Origin of the sequence: Natronorubrum daqingense, assembly GCF_001971705.1 — an archaeon.
Classification (GTDB): Archaea; Halobacteriota; Halobacteria; order Halobacteriales; family Natrialbaceae; genus Natronorubrum; species Natronorubrum daqingense.
Window position 1 is genome coordinate 2,797,683 of sequence record NZ_CP019327.1, and the last position, 19,924, is coordinate 2,817,606.

The 19,924-nt window shown below is 59.4% G+C and carries 20 protein-coding genes; 12 read left to right on the forward strand and 8 right to left on the reverse strand.

Annotation, left to right across the window (positions count from 1 at the left end; genetic code table 11):
- Window positions 1-212: 212 nt before the first annotated feature.
- The gene (locus BB347_RS19020; RefSeq protein ID WP_139327042.1) at window positions 213-434 is read right to left on the reverse strand and encodes a hypothetical protein; all 222 of its coding nucleotides are present in this window, start codon (window positions 432-434) and stop codon (window positions 213-215) included.
- 68 nt (window positions 435-502) lie between these two features.
- Between BB347_RS19020 and BB347_RS13620 the strand changes: the two genes are divergently transcribed.
- Both BB347_RS13620 and BB347_RS13625 read left to right on the forward strand, forming a co-directional pair.
- Window positions 503-901, forward strand: coding sequence for a hypothetical protein (locus tag BB347_RS13620; protein WP_076583138.1), 399 nt, complete (start codon window positions 503-505; stop codon window positions 899-901).
- A complete protein-coding gene (locus BB347_RS13625) occupies window positions 898-2,076 on the forward strand; it encodes a hypothetical protein (RefSeq protein ID WP_076583139.1) in 1,179 nt (392 codons plus the stop codon). The genes BB347_RS13620 and BB347_RS13625 overlap by 4 nt, the downstream gene beginning before the upstream one ends.
- Here the strand turns inward: BB347_RS13625 and BB347_RS13630 are convergent, their stop codons facing one another.
- Both BB347_RS13630 and BB347_RS13635 read right to left on the reverse strand, forming a co-directional pair.
- Complete coding sequence (locus tag BB347_RS13630; RefSeq protein WP_076583141.1) at window positions 2,077-2,352, reverse strand: hypothetical protein; 276 nt, start codon at window positions 2,350-2,352, stop codon at window positions 2,077-2,079. It abuts the gene before it with no gap.
- Window positions 2,349-2,582: a hypothetical protein gene (locus BB347_RS13635; protein WP_236995953.1), complete on the reverse strand. Its 234-nt coding sequence runs from the start codon at window positions 2,580-2,582 to the stop codon at window positions 2,349-2,351. The genes BB347_RS13630 and BB347_RS13635 overlap by 4 nt, the downstream gene beginning before the upstream one ends.
- 413 nt (window positions 2,583-2,995) lie before the next feature.
- On the opposite strand from BB347_RS13635, the gene BB347_RS19025 reads away from it, so the two are divergent.
- Window positions 2,996-3,151 carry a hypothetical protein gene (locus tag BB347_RS19025; RefSeq protein WP_157525000.1) on the forward strand — a complete coding sequence of 52 codons (156 nt, stop codon included), beginning with the start codon at window positions 2,996-2,998 and terminating at the stop codon, window positions 3,149-3,151.
- Between the two features lie 28 nt (window positions 3,152-3,179).
- Here the strand turns inward: BB347_RS19025 and BB347_RS13645 are convergent, their stop codons facing one another.
- Together BB347_RS13645 and BB347_RS13650 are read right to left on the reverse strand one after the other, a co-directional pair.
- Window positions 3,180-3,863 carry a hypothetical protein gene (locus BB347_RS13645; RefSeq protein WP_139327043.1) on the reverse strand — a complete coding sequence of 228 codons (684 nt, stop codon included), beginning with the start codon at window positions 3,861-3,863 and terminating at the stop codon, window positions 3,180-3,182.
- The gene (locus BB347_RS13650; protein WP_076583145.1) at window positions 3,838-4,473 is read right to left on the reverse strand and encodes a hypothetical protein; all 636 of its coding nucleotides are present in this window, start codon (window positions 4,471-4,473) and stop codon (window positions 3,838-3,840) included. The genes BB347_RS13645 and BB347_RS13650 overlap by 26 nt, the downstream gene beginning before the upstream one ends.
- A 350-nt stretch (window positions 4,474-4,823) precedes the next feature.
- Between BB347_RS13650 and BB347_RS13660 the strand changes: the two genes are divergently transcribed.
- The 3 genes from BB347_RS13660 to BB347_RS19990 are packed head-to-tail and all read left to right on the forward strand — an operon-like array spanning window position 4,824 to window position 5,554.
- Window positions 4,824-5,048 (forward strand): hypothetical protein, encoded by a 225-nt coding sequence (locus BB347_RS13660; protein WP_076583147.1) that lies wholly within the window; start codon window positions 4,824-4,826, stop codon window positions 5,046-5,048.
- Between the two features lie 2 nt (window positions 5,049-5,050).
- Complete coding sequence (locus tag BB347_RS13665; protein WP_076583148.1) at window positions 5,051-5,416, forward strand: hypothetical protein; 366 nt, start codon at window positions 5,051-5,053, stop codon at window positions 5,414-5,416.
- A complete protein-coding gene (locus BB347_RS19990; protein WP_449289604.1) occupies window positions 5,417-5,554 on the forward strand; it encodes a DUF7563 family protein in 138 nt (45 codons plus the stop codon). It abuts the gene before it with no gap.
- Here the strand turns inward: BB347_RS19990 and polC are convergent.
- Together polC and BB347_RS13675 are read right to left on the reverse strand one after the other, a co-directional pair.
- A complete protein-coding gene (gene polC / locus BB347_RS13670) occupies window positions 5,551-10,740 on the reverse strand; it encodes a DNA polymerase II large subunit (protein ID WP_076583150.1) in 5,190 nt (1,729 codons plus the stop codon). The genes BB347_RS19990 and polC overlap by 4 nt on opposite strands.
- Before the next feature lies 1 nt (window position 10,741).
- Window positions 10,742-11,161, reverse strand: a complete 420-nt coding sequence (locus tag BB347_RS13675) for a PPC domain-containing DNA-binding protein (protein WP_076583152.1) — start codon at window positions 11,159-11,161, stop codon at window positions 10,742-10,744.
- Window positions 11,162-11,448: 287 nt separating this feature from the next.
- Here BB347_RS13675 and BB347_RS13680 point away from each other — a divergent pair, with 287 nt between their 5' ends.
- From BB347_RS13680 to BB347_RS19030, 5 genes are all read left to right on the forward strand, one after another.
- Window positions 11,449-13,119 carry an ABC transporter substrate-binding protein gene (locus tag BB347_RS13680; RefSeq protein ID WP_076583154.1) on the forward strand — a complete coding sequence of 557 codons (1,671 nt, stop codon included), beginning with the start codon at window positions 11,449-11,451 and terminating at the stop codon, window positions 13,117-13,119.
- Between the two features lie 111 nt (window positions 13,120-13,230).
- A complete protein-coding gene (locus tag BB347_RS13685) occupies window positions 13,231-14,295 on the forward strand; it encodes an ABC transporter permease (RefSeq protein WP_076583155.1) in 1,065 nt (354 codons plus the stop codon).
- A gap of 2 nt (window positions 14,296-14,297) precedes the next feature.
- Window positions 14,298-15,293, forward strand: a complete 996-nt coding sequence (locus tag BB347_RS13690; protein WP_076583157.1) for an ABC transporter permease — start codon at window positions 14,298-14,300, stop codon at window positions 15,291-15,293.
- Between the two features lie 2 nt (window positions 15,294-15,295).
- A complete protein-coding gene (locus BB347_RS13695; protein WP_076583158.1) occupies window positions 15,296-16,405 on the forward strand; it encodes an ABC transporter ATP-binding protein in 1,110 nt (369 codons plus the stop codon).
- A complete protein-coding gene (locus BB347_RS19030) occupies window positions 16,402-18,030 on the forward strand; it encodes an ABC transporter ATP-binding protein (RefSeq protein WP_139327044.1) in 1,629 nt (542 codons plus the stop codon). The genes BB347_RS13695 and BB347_RS19030 overlap by 4 nt, the downstream gene beginning before the upstream one ends.
- 198 nt (window positions 18,031-18,228) lie before the next feature.
- Here the strand turns inward: BB347_RS19030 and BB347_RS13705 are convergent, their stop codons facing one another.
- A complete protein-coding gene (locus BB347_RS13705; protein ID WP_076583160.1) occupies window positions 18,229-19,302 on the reverse strand; it encodes a M14 family zinc carboxypeptidase in 1,074 nt (357 codons plus the stop codon).
- 425 nt (window positions 19,303-19,727) lie between these two features.
- Between BB347_RS13705 and BB347_RS19370 the strand changes: the two genes are divergently transcribed.
- Window positions 19,728-19,883 (forward strand): hypothetical protein, encoded by a 156-nt coding sequence (locus BB347_RS19370; RefSeq protein ID WP_168170956.1) that lies wholly within the window; start codon window positions 19,728-19,730, stop codon window positions 19,881-19,883.
- The last annotated feature ends 41 nt before the right edge of the window (window positions 19,884-19,924 follow it).

The following is a 19,924-nucleotide window of genomic DNA, read 5'->3' on the forward strand; positions in this document are numbered from 1 at the left end:
GCGAGTGCTGATCTGGTCTTGCAGATCCAATGACTGGCCGGGTGTCGCGACGTGCACACACCACGTTGGAAACGCGACTTTCGGCCAGTTCACCCACCATTGTCTCGCATTTAGGCCCGTACTTTAGTGAATTGAATGACTGATATTTCATAGACATGGCAATGGTGGCAGAACCGGAAAATTCAGTCGATCCGAACGAACTTCTCGAAGGGTTAGACCGTCCTCGAGAGACGGTAGAACTCGGCGAACTCGAGATTGAAGTTCAATACGGCGTTCCCGGTGCGGTATCGGAAGAAGCCAAAGCCGTAGCTGCGAAGCTCAAGACCGAATCGCCGGAGATTGCCGGCGTCGTCGATGAGACGGTTACGGTCTTGGCGCATATCACCGACGACCGGTTCACTCGAGAGTTCTGGAATATGTATCTCGACGTGCACGGCAAAGCGAAGCTGCAAACGGCCGCTATGAAAGTTCTGAGTGTTCCATACAGTCGGGGGTGGTTGTAATGTCGACTGAAGAACTTCGAGGGAAAGAGGATAGGGTTCGGATTCGGTTCCAAGATCCTGAAGCCGGCGAGACGGCGATTGTGGTCACAGACAGTCAAAAGAAAATGGTTGCAAGCGCGGTAGACCGGCTAGATACGGACGTTTCCCTGTTCATCAATATGGCTTCGAAGTGGGGGAACGCGAGAGACCCGAACCTCCCCGATAGGATTACAACGAAACACAAGCGCCGCGCACACCGTTCCCCAAAGTCTCGAGAACAATTGATAGCGGATGCACGAAACAAGATCCTAAAAACGCGTGTGCTCGACTTTGCCGAGTTCGTGACGGCAGAGAACCCAAACCCGGATTGGAACACGGATGGTGGCGAACTCTCGCTGCACGGTGATCTTGAACCATGAGTGAAGAAATGCAGCGACTCGTCATTGCCGCTGAGCCTCGCGGCATCGACGAAACGAGCAGTGAGATTGAGTCACTCGAGGATACTTTAGATGACTCTGCCGACAGTATGGACGATACTGGCGATAGCTTCGCGGACATGCAGAGGCGCTGGCAGGGCGCACTTCAGGCCATTATGGTGGGCTTAACCGCCGCGAGCGCCGGCCTCTTGGCCTCTGTGCCGATTCTAGGGGAGGTGTTTGCAGGCCTTCAATCTGTAATCAGCGCGGTGGCTTGGCACATGGATGGTGTTTTGCGTCCGGTATTAACTCCCGTCCGTTCGTTGTTTTGGAGCCTCTCAGAGACCATATGGGAACTAGATGGGGCGGCTTCAGCTTTCGTCGGGATTCTTGGAACCCTGGCAACAGTGTTCGCCGCGGTCATTGTCCCTGTCGCGAAATTGACCTCTATGGTTACATCCCTCGCAAGCACGAAAGCGGTGCTGATTGCTGCAGGGAAGGCACTGGTTGCAGCATTAGGGGCCGTAGCAGGGGCGTTATCCCTTCCACTGGTCGCCGTACTTGCATTGGCCGCAGGCATTGGCCTCTTGGCATATTTCTTCTCTGACGAACTTCTTAGCGCACTCTCGACGGCGTCGGAAGGCATTACGGACTTTGTGAGTGGGGCAACAGACTGGGGGCGTGACATACTCTCTAATCTGGCGGAAGGAATCACAGACCGGGTTTCCCGAGTTGGTGGCGCTATCAGCGACGTGGCAAGCGAGATATCCGATACAATCACAGACCTGGATGCATGGCAGTGGGGGCGCGACTTAATCGCAGACGTGGCTGACGGAATTCGTGATGCAATCGGGCGAGTTGAAAGTGCCGGCGAAGACGCGGCAGAGGCACTTGGTGATTACTTCCCGAGTTCACCAGCAGAGAAGGGCGAACTCTCGAATCTTGGCGATTACGGGCCAGACTTCGTGGAAGAGTTTGCCGGCGGGATTAGCGCCAATGTCTCGAGGATTGAGCAAGCTGGGGCGAGTGCGGGCGAAGCGGCGAGTCCGTCCGATCCGACCGGATTCCGCGCGTCCCGTGGTAGCTCCCCAGATATTATCATGGACGGACGGAAGCTCAACAAAAGGAACAACAAGTATCTCTCAGATATGACGGCGTCGCGCAATAGAAACGGGTAATCACTGGCGATATTCGTCTAGTTCCTGTTCAGCTTGCTCCCGGTCGATCGGCGTAACGTCGATAACGTTCTCACCCGTTTGGCTATGGCCGGTGAAGAACGATTCTAACCGGCCTGAAGGGACGTAATAGGTATTCTTGTGTGTCGGTCGGTCCACTAAATCGAGTATGCACGTCACACGATAGACGTCCGAATCGGGGTGTGGCTTCTCGTCGACGTGCTCGTAGGTATAGGGTATATCCCCAGCTTCGGAAACCCCGGTGTGTTCGTCACTCATTCGTCGTCACCGTCCTCACACACGATTTCTTGGAGTTCCTCGAGTAGGTCAGGGGCGTGTTCCTCCAACACTTCAATGTCTTTCTCGACCTCGTCGACACGATTCAGAAAGTAAGATCGTGTTTTGTAACGGTATGAGTCTGAACGCTCCCCAGCAATTGCTTCCCGTTCGGATTCGGTCAACAGTCCACGGCCTTCGGTCATGGCTGGCCGTTCGGTCTCTGCCTTCATACTCTATATGGTATGGACTTGCCCTTAGATATTACTAAAAATGGTATGTCTTACTGTATTCGGTATGGTTAAGTCACTGCAGTATCTCGTATACAGTAAGCACTGATCGGTTGTAGAAACCGACCGGCGTTGGACCGCCGGCCGAAGTGCTGAAAGACAGCATGAACGCATACCAGATACAAGCTGTTGAATCTGCCGGAGAACAGACTACAGTACAAGAAGCCGCGGGCGATTGCGAAGTGACCACAACCAACGACGTGTGGAGTGGCCCGCACCTCGAGTATGACAAATACGGCCAACTCACCGGTGCGAAATACTTCCGGTGCCGGGATTGTGGCCGTGAGGTTCACGAGTCGATCGACAAGGAACAGGTTACGCACCGGAGCGGATGCGAGAACGGACGGTGAACACTAATGACAACACCAGAGTGCGCTATGACCGTGGAAACGATGCACCAACTGTATGACGCTAACGACGTGGCGATAGTAGCCGACGGCGAAGAATACGAGTGCGTTGTTGACGAGATTGGCGATAAGGACGGGTACGTAAGACTCCTACTCGAGGAATAGACGCAGAAAACGCGTTCTCAGCGGTTTTTTATTCGTCGCCGGCCCATTTCCAGTCTGGTTCGTTCCGTCCGTTTGCAGGGCGGATTTGCGGCATCATAGGGACGTACCGATCATACACCCGCTCCCATTGTTTGTTCACACCTGTTTTTCGCCGCGTGAGTTCCCAGCGGGATATACGCCGGCCGTTCTGTTGTGAGTGTAGGTAGCCGATTTTCTCGACGACGCGGGCGACAGTCGCGTAATCCCCTTCGGCTCTATCGGGTAGGTGGTTCGCGGCTATCTCCTTGAGTTCGTGAAAACCGGGGAAGCCCTCGGATTCGTCGTATCCGTGGTGTCCGACCCATTCAACACTCGAGCTTGTCGCAACTGTCGGGGCGACGTACTGCCAATAGACACGTTCACGGTCTATTTGATTACTTGAATGCGTCCACGTGAACGGTTCGACGTATCGCTCTAATTCGTCGTCGTGCATCTCACCCATTCCCTCAATGTGGCTGTGGACTCTAACAGCCTGCTCGAGGGACCGGTTTCCTGTGTCAGTGGTTGTAACCCACGGGACGCACGTAAACGGCGTTTCGTCAATGTCGATTGTTTCCTGGCCGTTCGCACTGGTTGGTTCACTGTCCGATTCGTCCGTTTCATCCGGGGTTTCGGGTAGGTAATCCATTGGTATCACTATCTCGCGGTTACGGATCGTCACTTTCAGTTTCATCTACCCATTCCCAGTCTGGCCGGTCGTCTAGTGGCGACGGTGGTATAATATCCGGGAACTCTCGGAGGTAGTTCATGCACCGCTTGTAATCCTTATCGGTGAGGTGCATCACACTCGAGACGAGTTCACTTCCCGAAACGCCGTGACGTGGATCATCGGATTCGTAGGTATTCCGCACGCACCGGTACATACCGCTGATCGTTTTCGGGTAGTGTCGGCGGTGGTCCATCTCATTGTCGAAATTTGGCGAGATGTTGAACTCACTGGCAATATCTTTCCATTCATCGGCACTCACCGCGTTTTCGGGATCGAACTTCCAGCAATCGTTCCAACGAATGTTGTCGTGGGTCTCGAGGGTCGGACAAACAGTGTGCCATATCCACGTTTTGTATCTCCCGTCGTCTGTGACATTCCGCGGTGACTGTGCTCTATTACTCACGTCGTTGCTGGATAGTTCACCACTTCGCTCGAGATCCTTCGCAATCCGCTGGCAAGATTCAATGAGTGAAGCCCATGACGTAGTGGGGGCAATATATTTCACGTCGGTAAACGCGGTTTCGTCCGGTTCAGGCGGTTCATCCGGCGGATTGCTAAACATGAAGTCGGTCATCCTATACACGAAATTCCGCACGACACTACCTTTAACGTTGGCCCATATGGGAACGTTATCTAATACGGGAGCCTTCCCACATGGGCCAACAATTACAGTGTGTTTACGCGAACCAACGGATGTAATGGCTACGTCAGCGAAACAGACCGCTATGACACGGCGGGGACTATTGACGGATCGTGAACGCGAGCTTATCCAAGCTGATAATCTCGAGGGGGACGAACTTGACCGGCGATACCAAGCTGTCTCTCGAGTCCGGACGAAGATTGAGGGGCGGTTAGCCGACGACGTGGATATTCTCAAGAGAAGCCACCCCGAGCTATACAACGAACTCCAAGAGGCGGTTTGCGATGAGTAGACCGACCGTTTTCCCGTCTATTACACCGTCGGATAGCGTTTCGTATTACTCGAGTGACGAACTCGAGACGTGGGACTATCAGGTACTTCGAAAGGTAGCGACCAAAGTTCCAACCGACGAGATTAGTGGTAACGATATGAAAGGCGATATTGCGTTTTTCCTTGCTCACAACTACACAGCGGGGGAGATTGACCAGTTCCGAAAGCGCGTGGAGTGACCATGAGCCAAGCCCGAGAGAATCACAAAGTGGTAAACCTGTACCGCGAGCAAACGATAGCCTACCAGAACGCTCGAGAAGCGGTTAAACGGGAACTTGGCAGCGACGTAAGCGAGGGTGAGATAATCAAGGAACTGGCACGTGCGTATACAGGTCACAACGGGTTCGCCGAACCACGTGCAATGTGCGGACTCGTAACGGAGACGGCCGCAGAGAACGGCGAAATGACGTATTCGTACGACGAACTACAGCAGATTGAAAATCATAAGCTGCGGAATATGGCCGCCGATGCCGATACGGACGCCATTCACGGAAAATCGACCCGGTTGGAGATAGTCGCGTACTTTTGTTGTCCCGAGGCGATCTAGATGAAAGCGTGTGATAACTGCGACCGGCCGGTATCTGACGACTTTTACCGAGTGCTTTCCGACAATTCCGGGGAGCTACACGGGTGTCTCAAGTGTAAGACTAATTCCGAAGCGACGAATGGAACGGCCCGGCCTTAGTCGCCGTTCTTAGGACCACCTCCCATGAAATCCGCAATAGTCGTGGGCTTATTCTTGTCGTTCTCGAAGATGCTCTCGAGCGAGCGTTCTAGGACCTCGAGTCGCTGTTTCGTGTAGTCTCGACAGTCGTACTCGTCGGCGACTTGAATCGCGGTCTGCATGTACTTGTTCACGGACCCTTTGTGGACGGTGAGGTTGACTCGGCCGCCACACTCCCTGCAGTCGCCGGTCAGGGGCATTCGACGGAACTTCTCGCCGCAATCGAGACAGCGAGTTTCCTGCCGGGAGAACGCCCGAAGGTTCCCGATCAGGTCCGGCAGGAAGTGGTACTCGATGACCCGTTCGGCGACGTCCGTCTCGTCGACAGACTCGAGTTTCCGCGCGATCTCGAGTTGGGCGTCCATCTTGTCCATCATCGAGCCGAGCGTCTTGTAGGCCGAGAGGTCGGGACCCATGGCGATGTCGGTGGTGTCGTGGGTGTGCTCGAAACCGGTGTACTCGCCGTCGGTGCCGAGCGTGTCCTCGCCGAGTTGGATCTCGACCGACTCGGGGTCGGCCTGATCCAAGGTCGCGAGGTAGAACTCGCGTGGATACTGGCTCACGATGTCCATGTTGTGGGCCTCGTCGTCGATTTCGGAGGGATCGATTCTCGAGGACATGACGAGTGGGGCGTCCATCCGCCCGCCTCGCTTGTCCGGCAGAAAACTTCTACTGAAGTTGAGAAGTCCGTCCATGAGGAGCATAACGCAGTCTTCGTCACCGTCACACTGACCGACGAACACGTCGTTCGCAACGAGCGTGTTCGTCTCCTCAACAGTGAGACAGTACGTGTGTTCGATATCGCTTTCGACGGTCTCGACCGAGACGACTTCATCGAGCCATGTTTCACCACCGTCAGCGAACAGCCGCTGTGAACGAAGTTCGGTACTCTCGAGTACGTCAGTGATCGTTTCTTGTTTCCGTTCGAGATGGAATCCGATTCGATCAGCGAACCGAGCAGCATTCTCGGACGTGATTTTGAGAACCCACGACTCGAATTCGGGAACTGGTTCTTCGTCGCCGTAGAACTCGGCAACAGCACCAGTCGACGGGCGACGGGTTTCACGATACGTTTTTGTGGCAATCCCGAAACGCTTCAGCGCGGCTACGAGGCCATCTACTAATTCGTCACTGACGGTGTGTGCCCGGATGTCGATTCGCTTACTCGACGTACTGCCATCTCCACTAAAGTACGCAGCCAAGAACGCTCGCAACTGTGGCTTCGGGCTATTGAAGATGAGATTCGGAATTCGTTTCGTTTCTGCAGTCGAGCCGAGGTTGAGCACGTCCGCGAACAGTACCGAGACGAGACGGCTCGATACGGTTACTTTCCACTCGTTTTCTTCGAAGGCGTCGATCGATAACGCGCTCTCGAACGCATCGATGATATCGTCTCGAGCTTCCCTGTCGGGCGAACAAATCGTCGTCTGATAAAACGAACCGTCTTCGTGCCGAGTGAACCCTTCGGCAGCGTAGTACCCGAGAAGCGTTGCAACGGATTCGTCGATCTCGAAATGACGCTGGACGGCCGCAGTGTCCCGTTTTATGCCGAGTGTAACGTGGTCGGGAATCCATTCGAGAAGGTCCTCGGTGTCGAACAGCGAGCAGAGTGGACCGACCGGAACGCTGTCTCGATTGACCCAATTGTAGACCGTCGACTGGGAGACATCGAGCCGCTCCGCAACCGGTTTGAGGTATGCTCGCTCCGGCGTCGCATCGTCGAGTAGCTCCTTGATTCGGTCCGACCCGAGTCCACGGACAACGAGCGAGTCGTTCGGAATCGTGTCTGCCTCGATAAACGCCTCCAACAGGTCGATCGACTCGTTCGTTCCTTCGAAATCAATCGATTTCGGACTCGGGAGTTCATCGCCAGTCGAGAGTTCTCGAGCGTCGACGGATTCCAAGCCGGCGGGCGTCCACTGCCGAAACGTGTGATCCGGCGTCACCGTTAGCGTTCGGCCACTCCGCGTTTCGACACGAACGAGATGATCAGGGGCCGGGTGTTTCGAAAGCGCTTCGACAGGGCGATTGAGAGGCGTTCCGTCAGCAGTAACTGACGGAACGGTAAGCCCGTCGACGTCCTGAACGAGTGTTCCAAAGTCGTCTTCCTGGGGGTCGCTCAACCGCTCTTCGACGATCGTTTCGATCGGTTCGTGACCCCAGTCGTCGTTTTCGTCCTGGTACCAGAGGTTCGTTCCCGGGTGGAAACAATTCCGGCGTTTCGCGGCGTGAAAGTACGGATGGGCGTATCCGACCGCCGCACTCGTAAAACCAATCACCCGTCCGACAGTTGCCGCACTCGTGTGGGGTGCCATCCCGAAGACCAGCTCCCCGACGAGATCTTGTCGATCCTCGAGTTCGTAAAAGGGCTCGAGGCCGTAGTACTGCGCCAGAAGGTCGTCGATGAAGTCGGCCGTTTGCATCATGTGCTCGGCCGCGCCGTCGGAGAGGACGATATCTTGAACCTTGAGTTCGACCAGTTGATCCTCGTGGGTCAGCGCGTCGCCGTGCATGTCCTCCTCGTAGCCGAGGGCCTGGAGTTGGCCGACATCGATGTCGAGTTCGCGCGCGCGGACCGACGTGACGGGGAGGTCGGTCATGTCGTAGCGAACGGTGCCGTCTTTGAACGAGGAAACATCGTGTTTCGCCCGGAGGACGCCTTTCTCGATCGGTTCGGGGATCTTGGTCGTCGAGGTGAGCCCCTTCACGCCCTTGAGAATCTCGAAGGCGTTCTCGCGTTCGCCGACCGACTCGAGGGCGTCGCGGTACTCCTCGTGAACGTCGACCTCGCGGATTTCGACGCAGGTCGCCTCGCGTTCGCAGTGGCCACACTCGACGCGGCCCGCTTCGTCCGGTTCGATTCGTTCGTCACAGTCCGGACAGCGATAGTCGGGTTTCGTTCGAGCCTCACACTCCGGACAGCGGTTTTTGAACGTCTCGGTGGCGCAGGACGGACAGTACGTCCGTCCGATCTGGACCTCGACGACGCCCGGCGTGTCGGCCATCGTCTCCGCGTGCGTGGCCGCATCGGCGACGTTTCGCTGTGCGCCGCCGGCTTCGCCGATCGGAAAGAGGGTGTGGACGGGGGGGCTCAGATCCCGGCGCTCTGACTTCTCGGGGCGACCCATCCGGTTGCCGACGCGCGTCGGTGCACGCTCGCGGACCTCGAAGGGAGCGACCTCGTTGACCGCCTCGATGGCGTTGTCCCCCTCGGTTTCGTGGCCCCACGTCCGCGCGCGCTCGGAGAGGTCGTCGTTGGCCCACGTTCGCTCGAGTTCGATCTGGGGAGCCTGCGCGTCGGGATCGAGTGCGGCCCCGTCGGCGACCGCTTGACGCGGTTCGCAGCCGAGCGTGCTGACGAGCGGCCGCCAGTCGTCGACCTCGAGTCTCCCCTCGTCCGGACGCTGGCGGTGTTCGACGATGATCGTCTCGAGGGCCTCGGCGGTCGACTCGTCGTATTCGAGAACGAGCGTGTCGCCCGTCTCGCCGGCGGCCTCGATTCGGCCGTCGGCGACGGCCGCCGCGAGGGCACAGAACGCGTCGACCGAGAGGTCGTGCCAGGTGTAGGTGTACTGTGGGTGAAGCGGTGCGTCGTACTCGAGGGCCCACTCGAGGGCCGCGTTGGGGTCGGGGAACTCGAGGTCGATTCGCGGGTCGTCCTCGAGGGCCTGGACGTCCGCACCGGCGGCCTTCAGGTCCTGAATCCACCACTCGTAGACGTAGGAGGCGGGTGCGAGCGGGTGGTTGTTCTCGACGAACTCGCCGTAGTTGACGAGGTACTCGCCGGCGTCCAAGATTGCCTCGACGCCGTTTCTGATCTCGAGGGCCTCCTCGGGATCGTCGATCCGACGGACGTCGCCGTTTGCGAGTTTGACGGTCGGGCCGTCGATGCTGTCGACGGGGATGATCCCGTGGGCCTTCCCGGGCCGTTCGGTCTTGATCTGGGTTCCCGTCGCGAGGAAGTCGTCGACGAGGTGCATCGTTGCGGGGTGGATCCCCCCGGTCGCGAACCCGTGATTGCGTGCGCGGCCGTAGCGGAGGCGAAATCCGCCTTCGGCGCTTGGGTGAGAGAAGACCGGCCGGCCGGCGATCAGGTCCCGAAGGAACTTCTTCGAGGGATCCGCTCGCGGGGGGCCCGACGGGCCATCGACACCGGTCTCGTCGGCGTCGGGGTCCACGGCGTCTTCGGGTGTCGCATCCGCGTCGTCGCCGTCCGTCGAATCGTCGGCCGCGTCACCGTTGTCGTCGCCGTCGCTGTCACTGTCGCCTGTTGGGTCGTCCGCAGCAGAATCGTCCGCCGACTCGTCGGCGTAGTTGCCGTCGATCAGGTCCTGCAGCCACGGCCAGTCGATCTCGTCGAGGTTGCGGGTGTATCGCTGGATCTTCGGTGCCTTGAGCGCGATACCTTCCCCGAGGACCAGACACATGCCACCGCGGGCGCTGTTGGTGTCGACGCGCTCGAGGTCTCGGAATCCCGACACCTCCTCGTCGCCGGTGGCCTCTCCGTCCAGCATGATCGGGAGGTGTTTGGCGATGAACTTGGCCTCCTTCGCCTTCGGCGTGTACTGGAGGCCCGTTTCCTTGTCGTAGAGGGCGATCTCTTCGGCGTAGCGTTCGACCTCGTCGGTCCGGGCGTCGTACTGATCGATTCCGACCAACGCACGCGTGTAGTCCGCGACGAGGACCGAGAGCGCCTGTGCCGTCCCGCCCGCAGAGCGGATCGGGCCGGCGTAGTAGACGTTGACGAACTCGCTCCCGTCGTCGTTCGTGAGGAGTTCGACCCTGTCGATCCCCTCGATGGGCGCGGCGACGACACCTTCGGTCAGCAGGGCGACCGCGGTCCTGACTGCTCCCTCGATCTTGCCCGCTTTCGTCTCGTAGTCGCCGACGCGGCCTTCGGCGAAGTCTTCGGCGAGGGCGAGTGCCGCCTCCTCGCGGGACATCTCGCCCTCGAGTTCGCGGACGCGTTCGGCGACGCCGTCGATGCCGAGGATGTTCTCGACGCGGTCGGCCATGTCCTTGGCGACGGGAATCTCGACTTCGGGTTCGGGATCCGCGCCGCGTTCTTTGGCGGTTTCGGCGACCTCGAACGCCTCGTCTAACTGTGACTCGAGTCGGGTGAAGTACTGGCGGTCCTCCTCGCGCATATCAGAGCCAGAGGTCGAGATCGGTCGTCTCGTCGTGTTCGCGCACCAGGTCGTCCTCGAAGACGCGCATGTACACTTCGCCGGCCCAGACGGTCGCCTCGTTCAGGTGGCCGGAGATCGTCTCGCCGTCTGGTCCCGAGAGGACCGCGTGCGTGTGCGCGAACAGGTCGTCCTCGAGCCAGGAGACGTTGCCGACGCAACTCGCGACCTCGAGGGGTTCGTCCGCGTCGATCGCGTCGTACTCGAGACCGTCCTGATCGTAAAAGGCGAGTTCGGCGTCCTGGACGGCACCGAGTGCGCTAAACCAGGCCGCACCGGCGTCGACCTCGCGTGCGAGCGACTCGATTTCGGCCCGCCAGTCGGCCCCGGTCTCGAGGCGAGCGACGTACTCGGACGTAGTTTCGACAGCGCGATAGTTCATAGGAAGGCACTGTACCCCCAGGAGAAAAATACTACTGGTCGTGGCGTTCGAAGGGACGGCGACCCGCGAGGATCGGTGCACGCGCGTGATGTCGCCGGAGCGATATCACCCTCGAGTAACGATAAACTCGATGTATATTGTTGGACGATAGTGTACAAATGACTTCGGTGTTGATAATATGCAAATATCACCGAGATTGTTATTCGGTAATCGATGGTGTAAAGTAAGTGCAAACTGGGTGAAGAACCAAAACTAATAAGGGTTTTCCCCTCGGCAGGATGGGTAGTATGAGAGGTAACAACAAGGGTGCAACTCGGCGGCGAGTGCTCGTCACTGGAGTGTCCGCAGGTGCACTTGCGCTCGCAGGGTGTATCGGTGGGAACGGCGACGACGATGACGACGGTGGGATCATCGATCCGGACGAATACGACTACGAGCGAGACGAACCGGACGACGAAGACGCTGCGATGGACAGTACGATGGTCTATACGCAGGAACTCGAGCGAGACGACGACTTCGATCCGGTCGTCTCGAACGACGCCTACAGCATGCAGGTCGCCGAACTCCTCTACGACAGCCTCTTCGAGTTCGATTACGAGTACGAACTCCAGCCGAAGGTTGCCGTCGACTTCCCGGACGTCGAGCGCGACGACACGCGATTCATCTACGAGATCCACGACGGAATCGAGTTCCACAACGGCGACGAACTGACCGCCGACGACGTGGCGCACTCGTTTTTGGCACCCGTCGAGGAAGAGACGCCGAACGCGACGTCCTACGACATGATCGAGGACATCGAGGTCATCGACGACACGCAGTTGCAAGTCGACCTCGAGTACCCCTACGGTCCCTGGGAGATGTTCAATCAGGGGGTCAACATCGTTCCCGAAGACGCCAGGACGGACGACGTCGACGCGTTCAACACCGATCCGATCGGCTCCGGGCCGTTCGTCTGGAGCGACTACCAGATGGGCGAGTACGTCGAACTCGAGCGAAACGACGACTACTGGGACGATCCGCTTCCGTACCTCGCGGAGATTCGCTTCGAGGACAACGTCGACGACTCGAGCCGCGTCGGCGAGATTCTCGCCGGTGACACGGACGCGATCGGTGACGTTCCGAATGCGGACTGGGACGAAATCGACGGCGAGGACGACATCAACGCGCACGTCGCGGAGAGCCCGTCGGTTGCGTACATCTTCTTCAACTGTAACGATGGCGCGGGAACGGCCAACGCGGACGTTCGCCGCGGCATCGCCCACGCGTTCTCGGCGACCGATTACGTCGAAACGTACCTGAACAACGCGGCGGCACCGGTCGTGACGCCGACGTCGCCGATCACGAACGAACTGTGGGACTTCCCGCTCGACGAGTGGGAGGACGCTTACCCCGACTACGACCCCGATCTCGCACAGGAGTTACTCGACGAGAACGCGCCGGACGATTGGAATCCGACGTTCATGGCGCCCGACGACGAGCGAGCGACGCTCGCCGAACGCGTTGCTCAACGCCTCGACGAAATCGGCTACGACATGGAGGTCCAGACGATGGCGTTCGACCAGATGCTGGATCAGACCATCTACAGCGAGGGCGATCCGGACGACTACGAACTGTACATCTCCGGGTGGACCGGCGGTCCGGACCCAGATCAGTACCTCTACTCCAACTTCCACGAGAGCCAAGAGGAGATCAACCAGGGCCACCACTACGAGGGAAGCGACGACTTCCACGACAACATCATCGAAGCCCGTGAAACCGGGGACCAAGCGGAACGGGAGGAACTCTACACCGACGTGATCGGCGAGATTATCGAGGAAGTTCCGGCACTGCCGATCTTCACGGAACACAACTCGATGGCGACGGGCGAGCACATCAAGGACATGCACGTCCACCCGCAGATGCAGTACAACCCACACGTCGTCTCCGGAGACGGAAACGTCTGGGTCGACGACGACTGACGACCGAGAGACGGCCAGTTTGCGATTCGACGCGGCCGGTCGGCGGCCGTGAACGTCCATTCGCGTTTCACCAAAAACGGAAGAGACACAGATTTAACAGACGATTTCGAGATGGGACTACTTCGATACACACTGTACCGATTCGTGCAAGCGATTCCCGTACTGTTCGGAATCACGATCATCACGTTTGCCCTCGCGAATTTGGCTCCCGGCGACCCCGTCCAGATCATGCTGCAGGGACAGGAAGTCGACGAGGACCTGATCCAGACGATGGAAGAACGGTACGGGCTCGACGAACCCGTTCACGAACGGTACATCTCGTATATGACTGGGGTATTGCAAGGCGACCTCGGGCAGAGTTTTCACTACAATCAGCCCGTTTCTGACCTGATCATGAGTCGCCTCGGACCAACGCTGCTTCTCGTGTTGTCGGCGTACGCGTTCGCGATCGTCACGTCGATACCACTCGGTATCCTCGCCGCGAAGCGACGAAACGAGCCAGCAGACCACGTGTCACGCATCGTCGCACTGCTGGGCGTTAGCACGCCGTCGTTCTGGATCGGCATCATGCTCATCATCATCTTCGCCGTCCAACTCGGGTGGTTCCCGTCGACCGGCCTCGTCTATCCGTGGTGGTCACCAGAGGCCTACGGCTACACCGGGTGGCCCGGACCGCTCGAGCAACTTCCCGTCGTTGGGGCGATGTTCAGCCAGTACACGCTGGGTGGGTGGCCCGAGCACGTGTTCCAGATCGTCCGGCACCTGCTGCTACCGATGATCGCGCTAGGAACGTTACAGATGGCGACGCTGATGCGTATCGAGCGGACGCAGATGATCGAATCGCTGCAAGGAGAGTACGTCAAACTCGCTCGAGCCTACGGCGTCTCAGAGCGGACGATCCTCCGAAAGCACGCCTTCCGAACGGCGCAGTTGCCGATCATTACGATCATCGGATTGAACCTGTCGACGGCACTCGGCGGCGCGGTGCTCGTCGAGTACGTCTTCAACATCAACGGAATGGGACGGCTGTTCATCGATGCGATTCACAACCTCGACTACCAGTTGATCATGGGAGTAACGCTCATCTTCGGGACGATATTCATCATCGGCGTCATCATCACCGACATCTCCTACGCGTACGTCGATCCGCGGGTTACGTACGGAGGTGACGACTAACGATGGCGATCGGTGAATCACAGGTCGACGACGGCAAATCGTCCGACGCCGTCGAGGCGGAGTTCGGCTGGCGACACTCGGTCAAAAAGATCAAAGACGATACGACCGCCAGATGGGGGCTCTACATCGTCGTCCTCGTCTTGCTCATCTCGGCGTACACGATGATCGACAGCAACCTCTCGCGACTCACGCTCGGAGCCGTCTCCGACTTCACGTTCGCGGAGATGCTCCCGATATTCGATCATCCGGAGCGGATTCCACCGCCGGGGCAAGGTGAGGAGAACGTGCCTCCCGCGTTCCACGTCGACGGTTCGATGAGCCACCCCCTCGGTACCGATCCGGACGGACGGGATTACTTCACCCGACTCGTCTACGGCGCGCAAGTGTCGGTGAGCGTCGGCATCGTCTCGACGCTCATCGGATTCGTCGGGGGAACGCTCATCGGTGCCGTCGCCGGCTTCTACGGCGGGAAGGTCGACGACATCCTCATGCGTAGCGTCGAGACGATCTACGCGATTCCGCCGCTGATCCTCATCATCGTCTTCACGGTCTTCGTGAGCGGCGGAACACCCGACATTAGATACGCCGTCATCGGCGTCGGAATCACGTTCATCCCGGTGTTCGCGCGGATCATCCGCAGCGAGGTGTTGTCCGTCCGCGAGATGGACTACATCGAGGCGGCGCGCGCCTCGGGGGTGAAAAACAGACACATCATCCTCAGACACGTGATACCGAACAGTTTCGCACCGGTGCTCGTCTACGCGACGCTTCAGATCGGCGTGACGATCCTCATCGTCGCCGGCCTCTCGTTCCTCGGCTACGGCGCACAGCCGCCGACCCCCGACTGGGGCGAGATGCTGAACGTCGCCCACGGCTACATGCACGCGAACGTCTGGCTCTCGATCTGGCCGGGCTTCGCGATCCTCATCACGATTATGGGATTCAACCTCTTCGGCGACGGCCTCCAAGACGCCCTCGATCCACGACTCAATGAATAAGTATGGCTGAACCACTCCTTCGCGTCGAAAACCTCAAGACACAGTTCTTCACCGAGAGCGGTACCGTTCGCGCCGTCGACGGCATCTCCTTTACCGTCGACGAAGGCGAAATCGTCGGCCTCGTCGGCGAAAGCGGCGCCGGCAAATCGGTCGCCTCGATGAGTCTGTTGCGACTCGTCGAGAATCCCGGCGAAATCGTCGCCGGCGAAATCACCTACAAGGGCCAGACTATCTTCGGCCTCGAGGAGGGGCCGGACGGCGAGCCTCGAGAGCGAGAAGACATGCTCTCCGAGCAGGAGGTTCGCCAGCAGATCCGTGGCAACGAAATCGCCGTGATCTTTCAGGATCCGATGGAGTCGCTCAATCCGGTCTTTACGGTCGGCGGCCAACTCCGCGAGTTCATCGAACTCAATCGCGACCTCTCGAAAGACGAGGCGAAACGGGAGGCGATCGAGATGCTGCGGGAAGTCGGCATTCCGGATCCCGAGGACCGATACGGCGAGTACCCACACCAGTTCTCGGGTGGGATGCGCCAGCGCGTGCTCATCGCGATGGCGCTGGCCTGTGAGCCGAGTCTCATCGTCGCCGACGAGCCGACGACGGCACTCGACGTGACCGTCGAAGGCCAGATTCTCGACCTCGTCGACGACTTACAGGAGAAGTACGATACGAGCTTCATCTGGGTGACCCACGACATGGGCGTCGTCGCCGAGATCTGCGACCGAGTGAACGTGATGTACCTCGGCGAGATCGTCGAACAAGCGCCGGTCGACGAGTTGTTCCACGACACCCACCACCCCTACACGAACGCGCTGTTGAACTCGATGCCCCGACCCGACCGAACGGTCGAGGACTTAGAGGCCATCCGTGGGGTGATGCCCGAGGCCGTCGATCCGCCGTCGGGCTGTCGCTTCCACACGCGCTGTCCGGACGCCAGAGAGGCCTGTCGGCGCGTCCACCCGGAGCCAGCGGAAGTCACTCGAGACGGCGAGTACGTTCACCGATCGGCGTGTATCAAACACGACGCCTTCGACGTCGGATACGACGAGAGCGCGCCCCTCGAGGACGAGCCACAGCTCACGACGACGTCGGACGGAGGTGAGGACCGATGAGCGAAGTGAGCAACGTTACCGACGGCGAACGGGAGGCTGGTGAGTCGACGGACGGTGACGAGCGGGTCGCCTTCGGGGAGACGCTGGTCGACGTCAACGGGCTGAAGAAGTACTTCACCCAGAGCTCGGGGCTGTTCTCGAGCATCTCGTTCGAGCCGGATCAGTTCCCGCCGGTCAGTCTCGGCCAGCAGAAGGTGAAGGCCGTCGACGACGTGAGTTTCGAGATCAAACGCGGCGAGACGCTCGGACTCGTCGGCGAGTCCGGTTGTGGGAAGAGTACGCTGGGTCGCTCGCTCTTGCGACTGGTCGATCCGACCGACGGGACGATCGAGTTCAAAGGCGAGGACCTCGCGGACATCTCCGGCGAGGAACTGCGCCGGAAACGCTCGGAGATCCAGATGATCTTCCAGGACCCCCAATCGTCGCTCGATCCGCGGATGAAGATGGGCCAAATCGTCGAAGAACCCATGCGCGCCCACGACATGCCGAAGTCGGATCCGGACGTGGCGACGACGGCGTCGGTCACGGCCGAGAACGTCGACGAACCAGTCGACGTCACCGTCGCAGACGATGCCGATCTCGTCGTCGAGGCGGACGACGAGGGCGTGGCAACGGTGCCGGTAACGGTCGCTCGAGACGAGTACGGCGTGACGGCGACCGTTCCCGAGCACCTCGAGGCGTCCGCGTCGGTCGAGTCGGATGGCACCATCTCGGTGAACGTCTCGGTCTCGACGTCGAAAGACGAACTCCGGCGCGAACGGGCGAAGGAACTCCTCGGGAAAGTCGGACTCGATCCGACCTACTACAACCGGTACCCACACGCCTTCTCCGGCGGGCAACGCCAGCGGATCAACCTCGCGCGGGCGCTGTCGGTCGACCCCGACTTCGTCGTCTGTGACGAACCCGTCTCCGCGCTCGACGTCTCGATTCAGGCGCAGGTGATGAACACGATGGAGGAACTCCAGGAGGAGTTCGGACTAACCTATCTCTTCATCGCCCACGACCTCTCGGTCATCCGGCACATCTCCGACCGCGTCGCGGTGATGTATCTGGGCCATATCGTCGAAATCGCCGAGAAGGAGGAACTGTTCGAGAATTCCCAACACCCCTACACGAAGGCGTTGCTCGAGTCGATTCCCGTCCCGGACCCCCGAGACGAGGGCGCTCGCGGGGTGCTCGAGGGAGAGGTGCCGAGCCCGCAGAATCCGCCGTCGGGCTGTCGGTTCCGAACGCGGTGTCCGGAACTCATCGCCCCCGACGAGTACGACCTTCCCGACGAGCAGTGGGCTCACGTCCGGGCGTTCATGCGAGCGGTCAAACGGCGTACGTTCGAACCGATGACGGCCGAGGCACTCGAGGCGGAGTTCTTCGGTGGCACGCTCCCCTGGGGCGAGGCTGGCGAAGTCGTCCGCGACGTCATCGACCTGATTGCAACCGACCGACAGGGCGGCGAACGCACGCCTGACGGCGACGACGAGGTCGAAGAGAACTGGGAAGAAGCGACCGACCTCCTCCTCGAGTCGTTCGCCGAACGGAGTATTTGCGCGCAGGAACGACCGTCCTACGAACTCGAGTCCGAGTACGGGTCGGGGACGCACTTCGCCGCGTGTCACCGGCATCGCTGACGGACGGACTCGGCCGGACCAGTATATCTGACTTTAGAGAGGGGTGCCATAGAACCACACTCACGCGCTTGTTTTCATCTCTTCCTCGGTGAACCAGCCGATACGTGAACCTCCTCGGGGGTCAAGCCCTCGGAGCACCCAGCCTGCTCGGTCGGGCCGGCGCGGCTAAAAAATTACACTGGCAAGTGGGCGATTCGCTTACTCCGTGCCGCCCTCCCACGGCCAGTCGCCCGCGCCGGGGCGGTCTGGAATCTCCGCGACACGGTCGGCATCGCGATCGAAGAGCGTCTCGTTGGCAGTCTCTTCGAGGACGGCGCGATTCTCGTTTCGCATGATGCGGACCATCTGTCCCTCCATCCGTTCGCCGCGGTCGGAGACCTGACCGGTCATCTCGTTGAGAATGCTGCCAAAACCGTAGGCGCCGTACGCATTGCGGGCGATGTTGACCGTATCGCCTCCGGGATAGACCGATAGCTGCGCGTTAGCTTGGCCTTCGGCCTGATCGTACATCGCGACGTTGAGCTGTTGGGAGAGCTCGGTCGCGTCCTCGTCCGCTGCGTCAGCGATCGGCCAGAAGTTCGACGAGTGGTACATGTCGCCTGGGTTCTCGTCCTCGTCGTAGTACATCCCGCTCTGCGTATGCAGATCGGATACCCAGAGCGGTTCGAGCGGGAGAACGTAGTCGAGCATCGCCTGTGTCTCAGGCGAGGGATTCTCGTCGGGCTTCGGTCCGGGGAGGAGGTCCGCAGGGAGTTCGAAGTAGTGCTGGCGGTTCGGATCGGCGGGACCGCTTTGTTCGCCGAGGAACGGATCGTCCCATGTGTACTCTTCCGGACGAGCGTTCTCACGCTGGTTGCGCATCGCCCCGTCGGGGTTGAGCATCGCCAGGACGTGGACGGTTAGCTCGTCGGTAACCGTCGTCGCGAACGGACTGCCCGACGTTGCGAGTTCTCGGAGTTCGGCCAGAATAGCGTTGGTACCGGTCGGTTCGTCACCGTGTTGCTCGGAGACGACGAAGACGTCCGTGTTACCGCTGCCGACGCGGGCGACGGTGAGTTCACGACCTTCGAGGCTCTCACCGATCTCCTCGAGTTCGAAATTTCGCCGTGCCCGCTGGTCGAGATCGTCGAGGAACTCCTGAACCTCCTGATGGGTGAAGAATCGACTCGTCTCCTCGCGCGGCCACGCGTCGTCCGCGCTTACGGTTTTCGTCCCGAGTAGACCCGCTCCTGCAACGCTTCCAAGTAGCTTGAGTGTGGTGCGTCGTCTCATAACACACCCGCAGTTGATCAGGATATATTATATAACGTTTCCCATTATATTTAGCCGCGTCTAGTCATCCTTCGATCACTTCCCCGGCGGGAGTGTGAACGTCGAGTACGTGATTCGGCCGCTGCGTGTTGTAATAGTGAACGAAGACTAGGAACTGGCCCTGGGCGCTGGCTCGCTGCTCCATTCACTGGACACAGTTTCCAGGCCCTGCAGCCACCTCTGTGAGGCGATATGATACGTACTTTAGACATTGTGGGACGATCACGTGATTCGAGGGTCATATCGTTCCGATTGTCGAAAGCCACCTCGAGAGCCCCGTATAACACCATTTAGGAGCCGACCACGAGGATTGCAATCGCGGTCGAACCAACATAATTGTTCATCTCGAAAACACTTATATGCGCGGCACGCGTTTTTACTCGTGTATGAGTAAGATCCTCGCTACCCTCACGGCAGGCACGCAACGACTCGCAAAGGCACGACGAACGATCGAGCACTCGCCGGAGTTCGGTGCGGCCGACGACTCCGACGAGGACAGCCCCACGGGACAGATCCCACCCGGTGGCTTCCTCACCGGATAAGCAGGAAGCGCGACCGCAGCAGTTCGCCCTCCCTCTCGTCT

What these genes read in the sequence shown, in the direction of transcription:
- BB347_RS13620 (WP_076583138.1), top strand. Translation starts at nt 503, where the DNA reads ATGTCGACTGAAGAACTTCGAGGGAAAGAGGATAGGGTTCGGATTCGG.
- BB347_RS13625 (WP_076583139.1), top strand. Translation starts at nt 898, where the DNA reads ATGAGTGAAGAAATGCAGCGACTCGTCATTGCCGCTGAGCCTCGCGGC.
- BB347_RS13630 (WP_076583141.1), bottom strand. Translation starts at nt 2,352, where the DNA reads ATGAGTGACGAACACACCGGGGTTTCCGAAGCTGGGGATATACCCTAT.
- BB347_RS13635 (WP_236995953.1), bottom strand. Translation starts at nt 2,582, where the DNA reads ATGAAGGCAGAGACCGAACGGCCAGCCATGACCGAAGGCCGTGGACTG.
- BB347_RS19025 (WP_157525000.1), top strand. Translation starts at nt 2,996, where the DNA reads ATGACAACACCAGAGTGCGCTATGACCGTGGAAACGATGCACCAACTG.
- BB347_RS13645 (WP_139327043.1), bottom strand. Translation starts at nt 3,863, where the DNA reads ATGAAACTGAAAGTGACGATCCGTAACCGCGAGATAGTGATACCAATG.
- BB347_RS13650 (WP_076583145.1), bottom strand. Translation starts at nt 4,473, where the DNA reads ATGACCGACTTCATGTTTAGCAATCCGCCGGATGAACCGCCTGAACCG.
- BB347_RS13660 (WP_076583147.1), top strand. Translation starts at nt 4,824, where the DNA reads ATGAGTAGACCGACCGTTTTCCCGTCTATTACACCGTCGGATAGCGTT.
- BB347_RS13665 (WP_076583148.1), top strand. Translation starts at nt 5,051, where the DNA reads ATGAGCCAAGCCCGAGAGAATCACAAAGTGGTAAACCTGTACCGCGAG.
- BB347_RS19990 (WP_449289604.1), top strand. Translation starts at nt 5,417, where the DNA reads ATGAAAGCGTGTGATAACTGCGACCGGCCGGTATCTGACGACTTTTAC.
- polC (WP_076583150.1), bottom strand. Translation starts at nt 10,740, where the DNA reads ATGCGCGAGGAGGACCGCCAGTACTTCACCCGACTCGAGTCACAGTTA.
- BB347_RS13675 (WP_076583152.1), bottom strand. Translation starts at nt 11,161, where the DNA reads ATGAACTATCGCGCTGTCGAAACTACGTCCGAGTACGTCGCTCGCCTC.
- BB347_RS13680 (WP_076583154.1), top strand. Translation starts at nt 11,449, where the DNA reads ATGAGAGGTAACAACAAGGGTGCAACTCGGCGGCGAGTGCTCGTCACT.
- BB347_RS13685 (WP_076583155.1), top strand. Translation starts at nt 13,231, where the DNA reads ATGGGACTACTTCGATACACACTGTACCGATTCGTGCAAGCGATTCCC.
- BB347_RS13690 (WP_076583157.1), top strand. Translation starts at nt 14,298, where the DNA reads ATGGCGATCGGTGAATCACAGGTCGACGACGGCAAATCGTCCGACGCC.
- BB347_RS13695 (WP_076583158.1), top strand. Translation starts at nt 15,296, where the DNA reads ATGGCTGAACCACTCCTTCGCGTCGAAAACCTCAAGACACAGTTCTTC.
- BB347_RS19030 (WP_139327044.1), top strand. Translation starts at nt 16,402, where the DNA reads ATGAGCGAAGTGAGCAACGTTACCGACGGCGAACGGGAGGCTGGTGAG.
- BB347_RS13705 (WP_076583160.1), bottom strand. Translation starts at nt 19,302, where the DNA reads ATGAGACGACGCACCACACTCAAGCTACTTGGAAGCGTTGCAGGAGCG.
- BB347_RS19370 (WP_168170956.1), top strand. Translation starts at nt 19,728, where the DNA reads ATGAGTAAGATCCTCGCTACCCTCACGGCAGGCACGCAACGACTCGCA.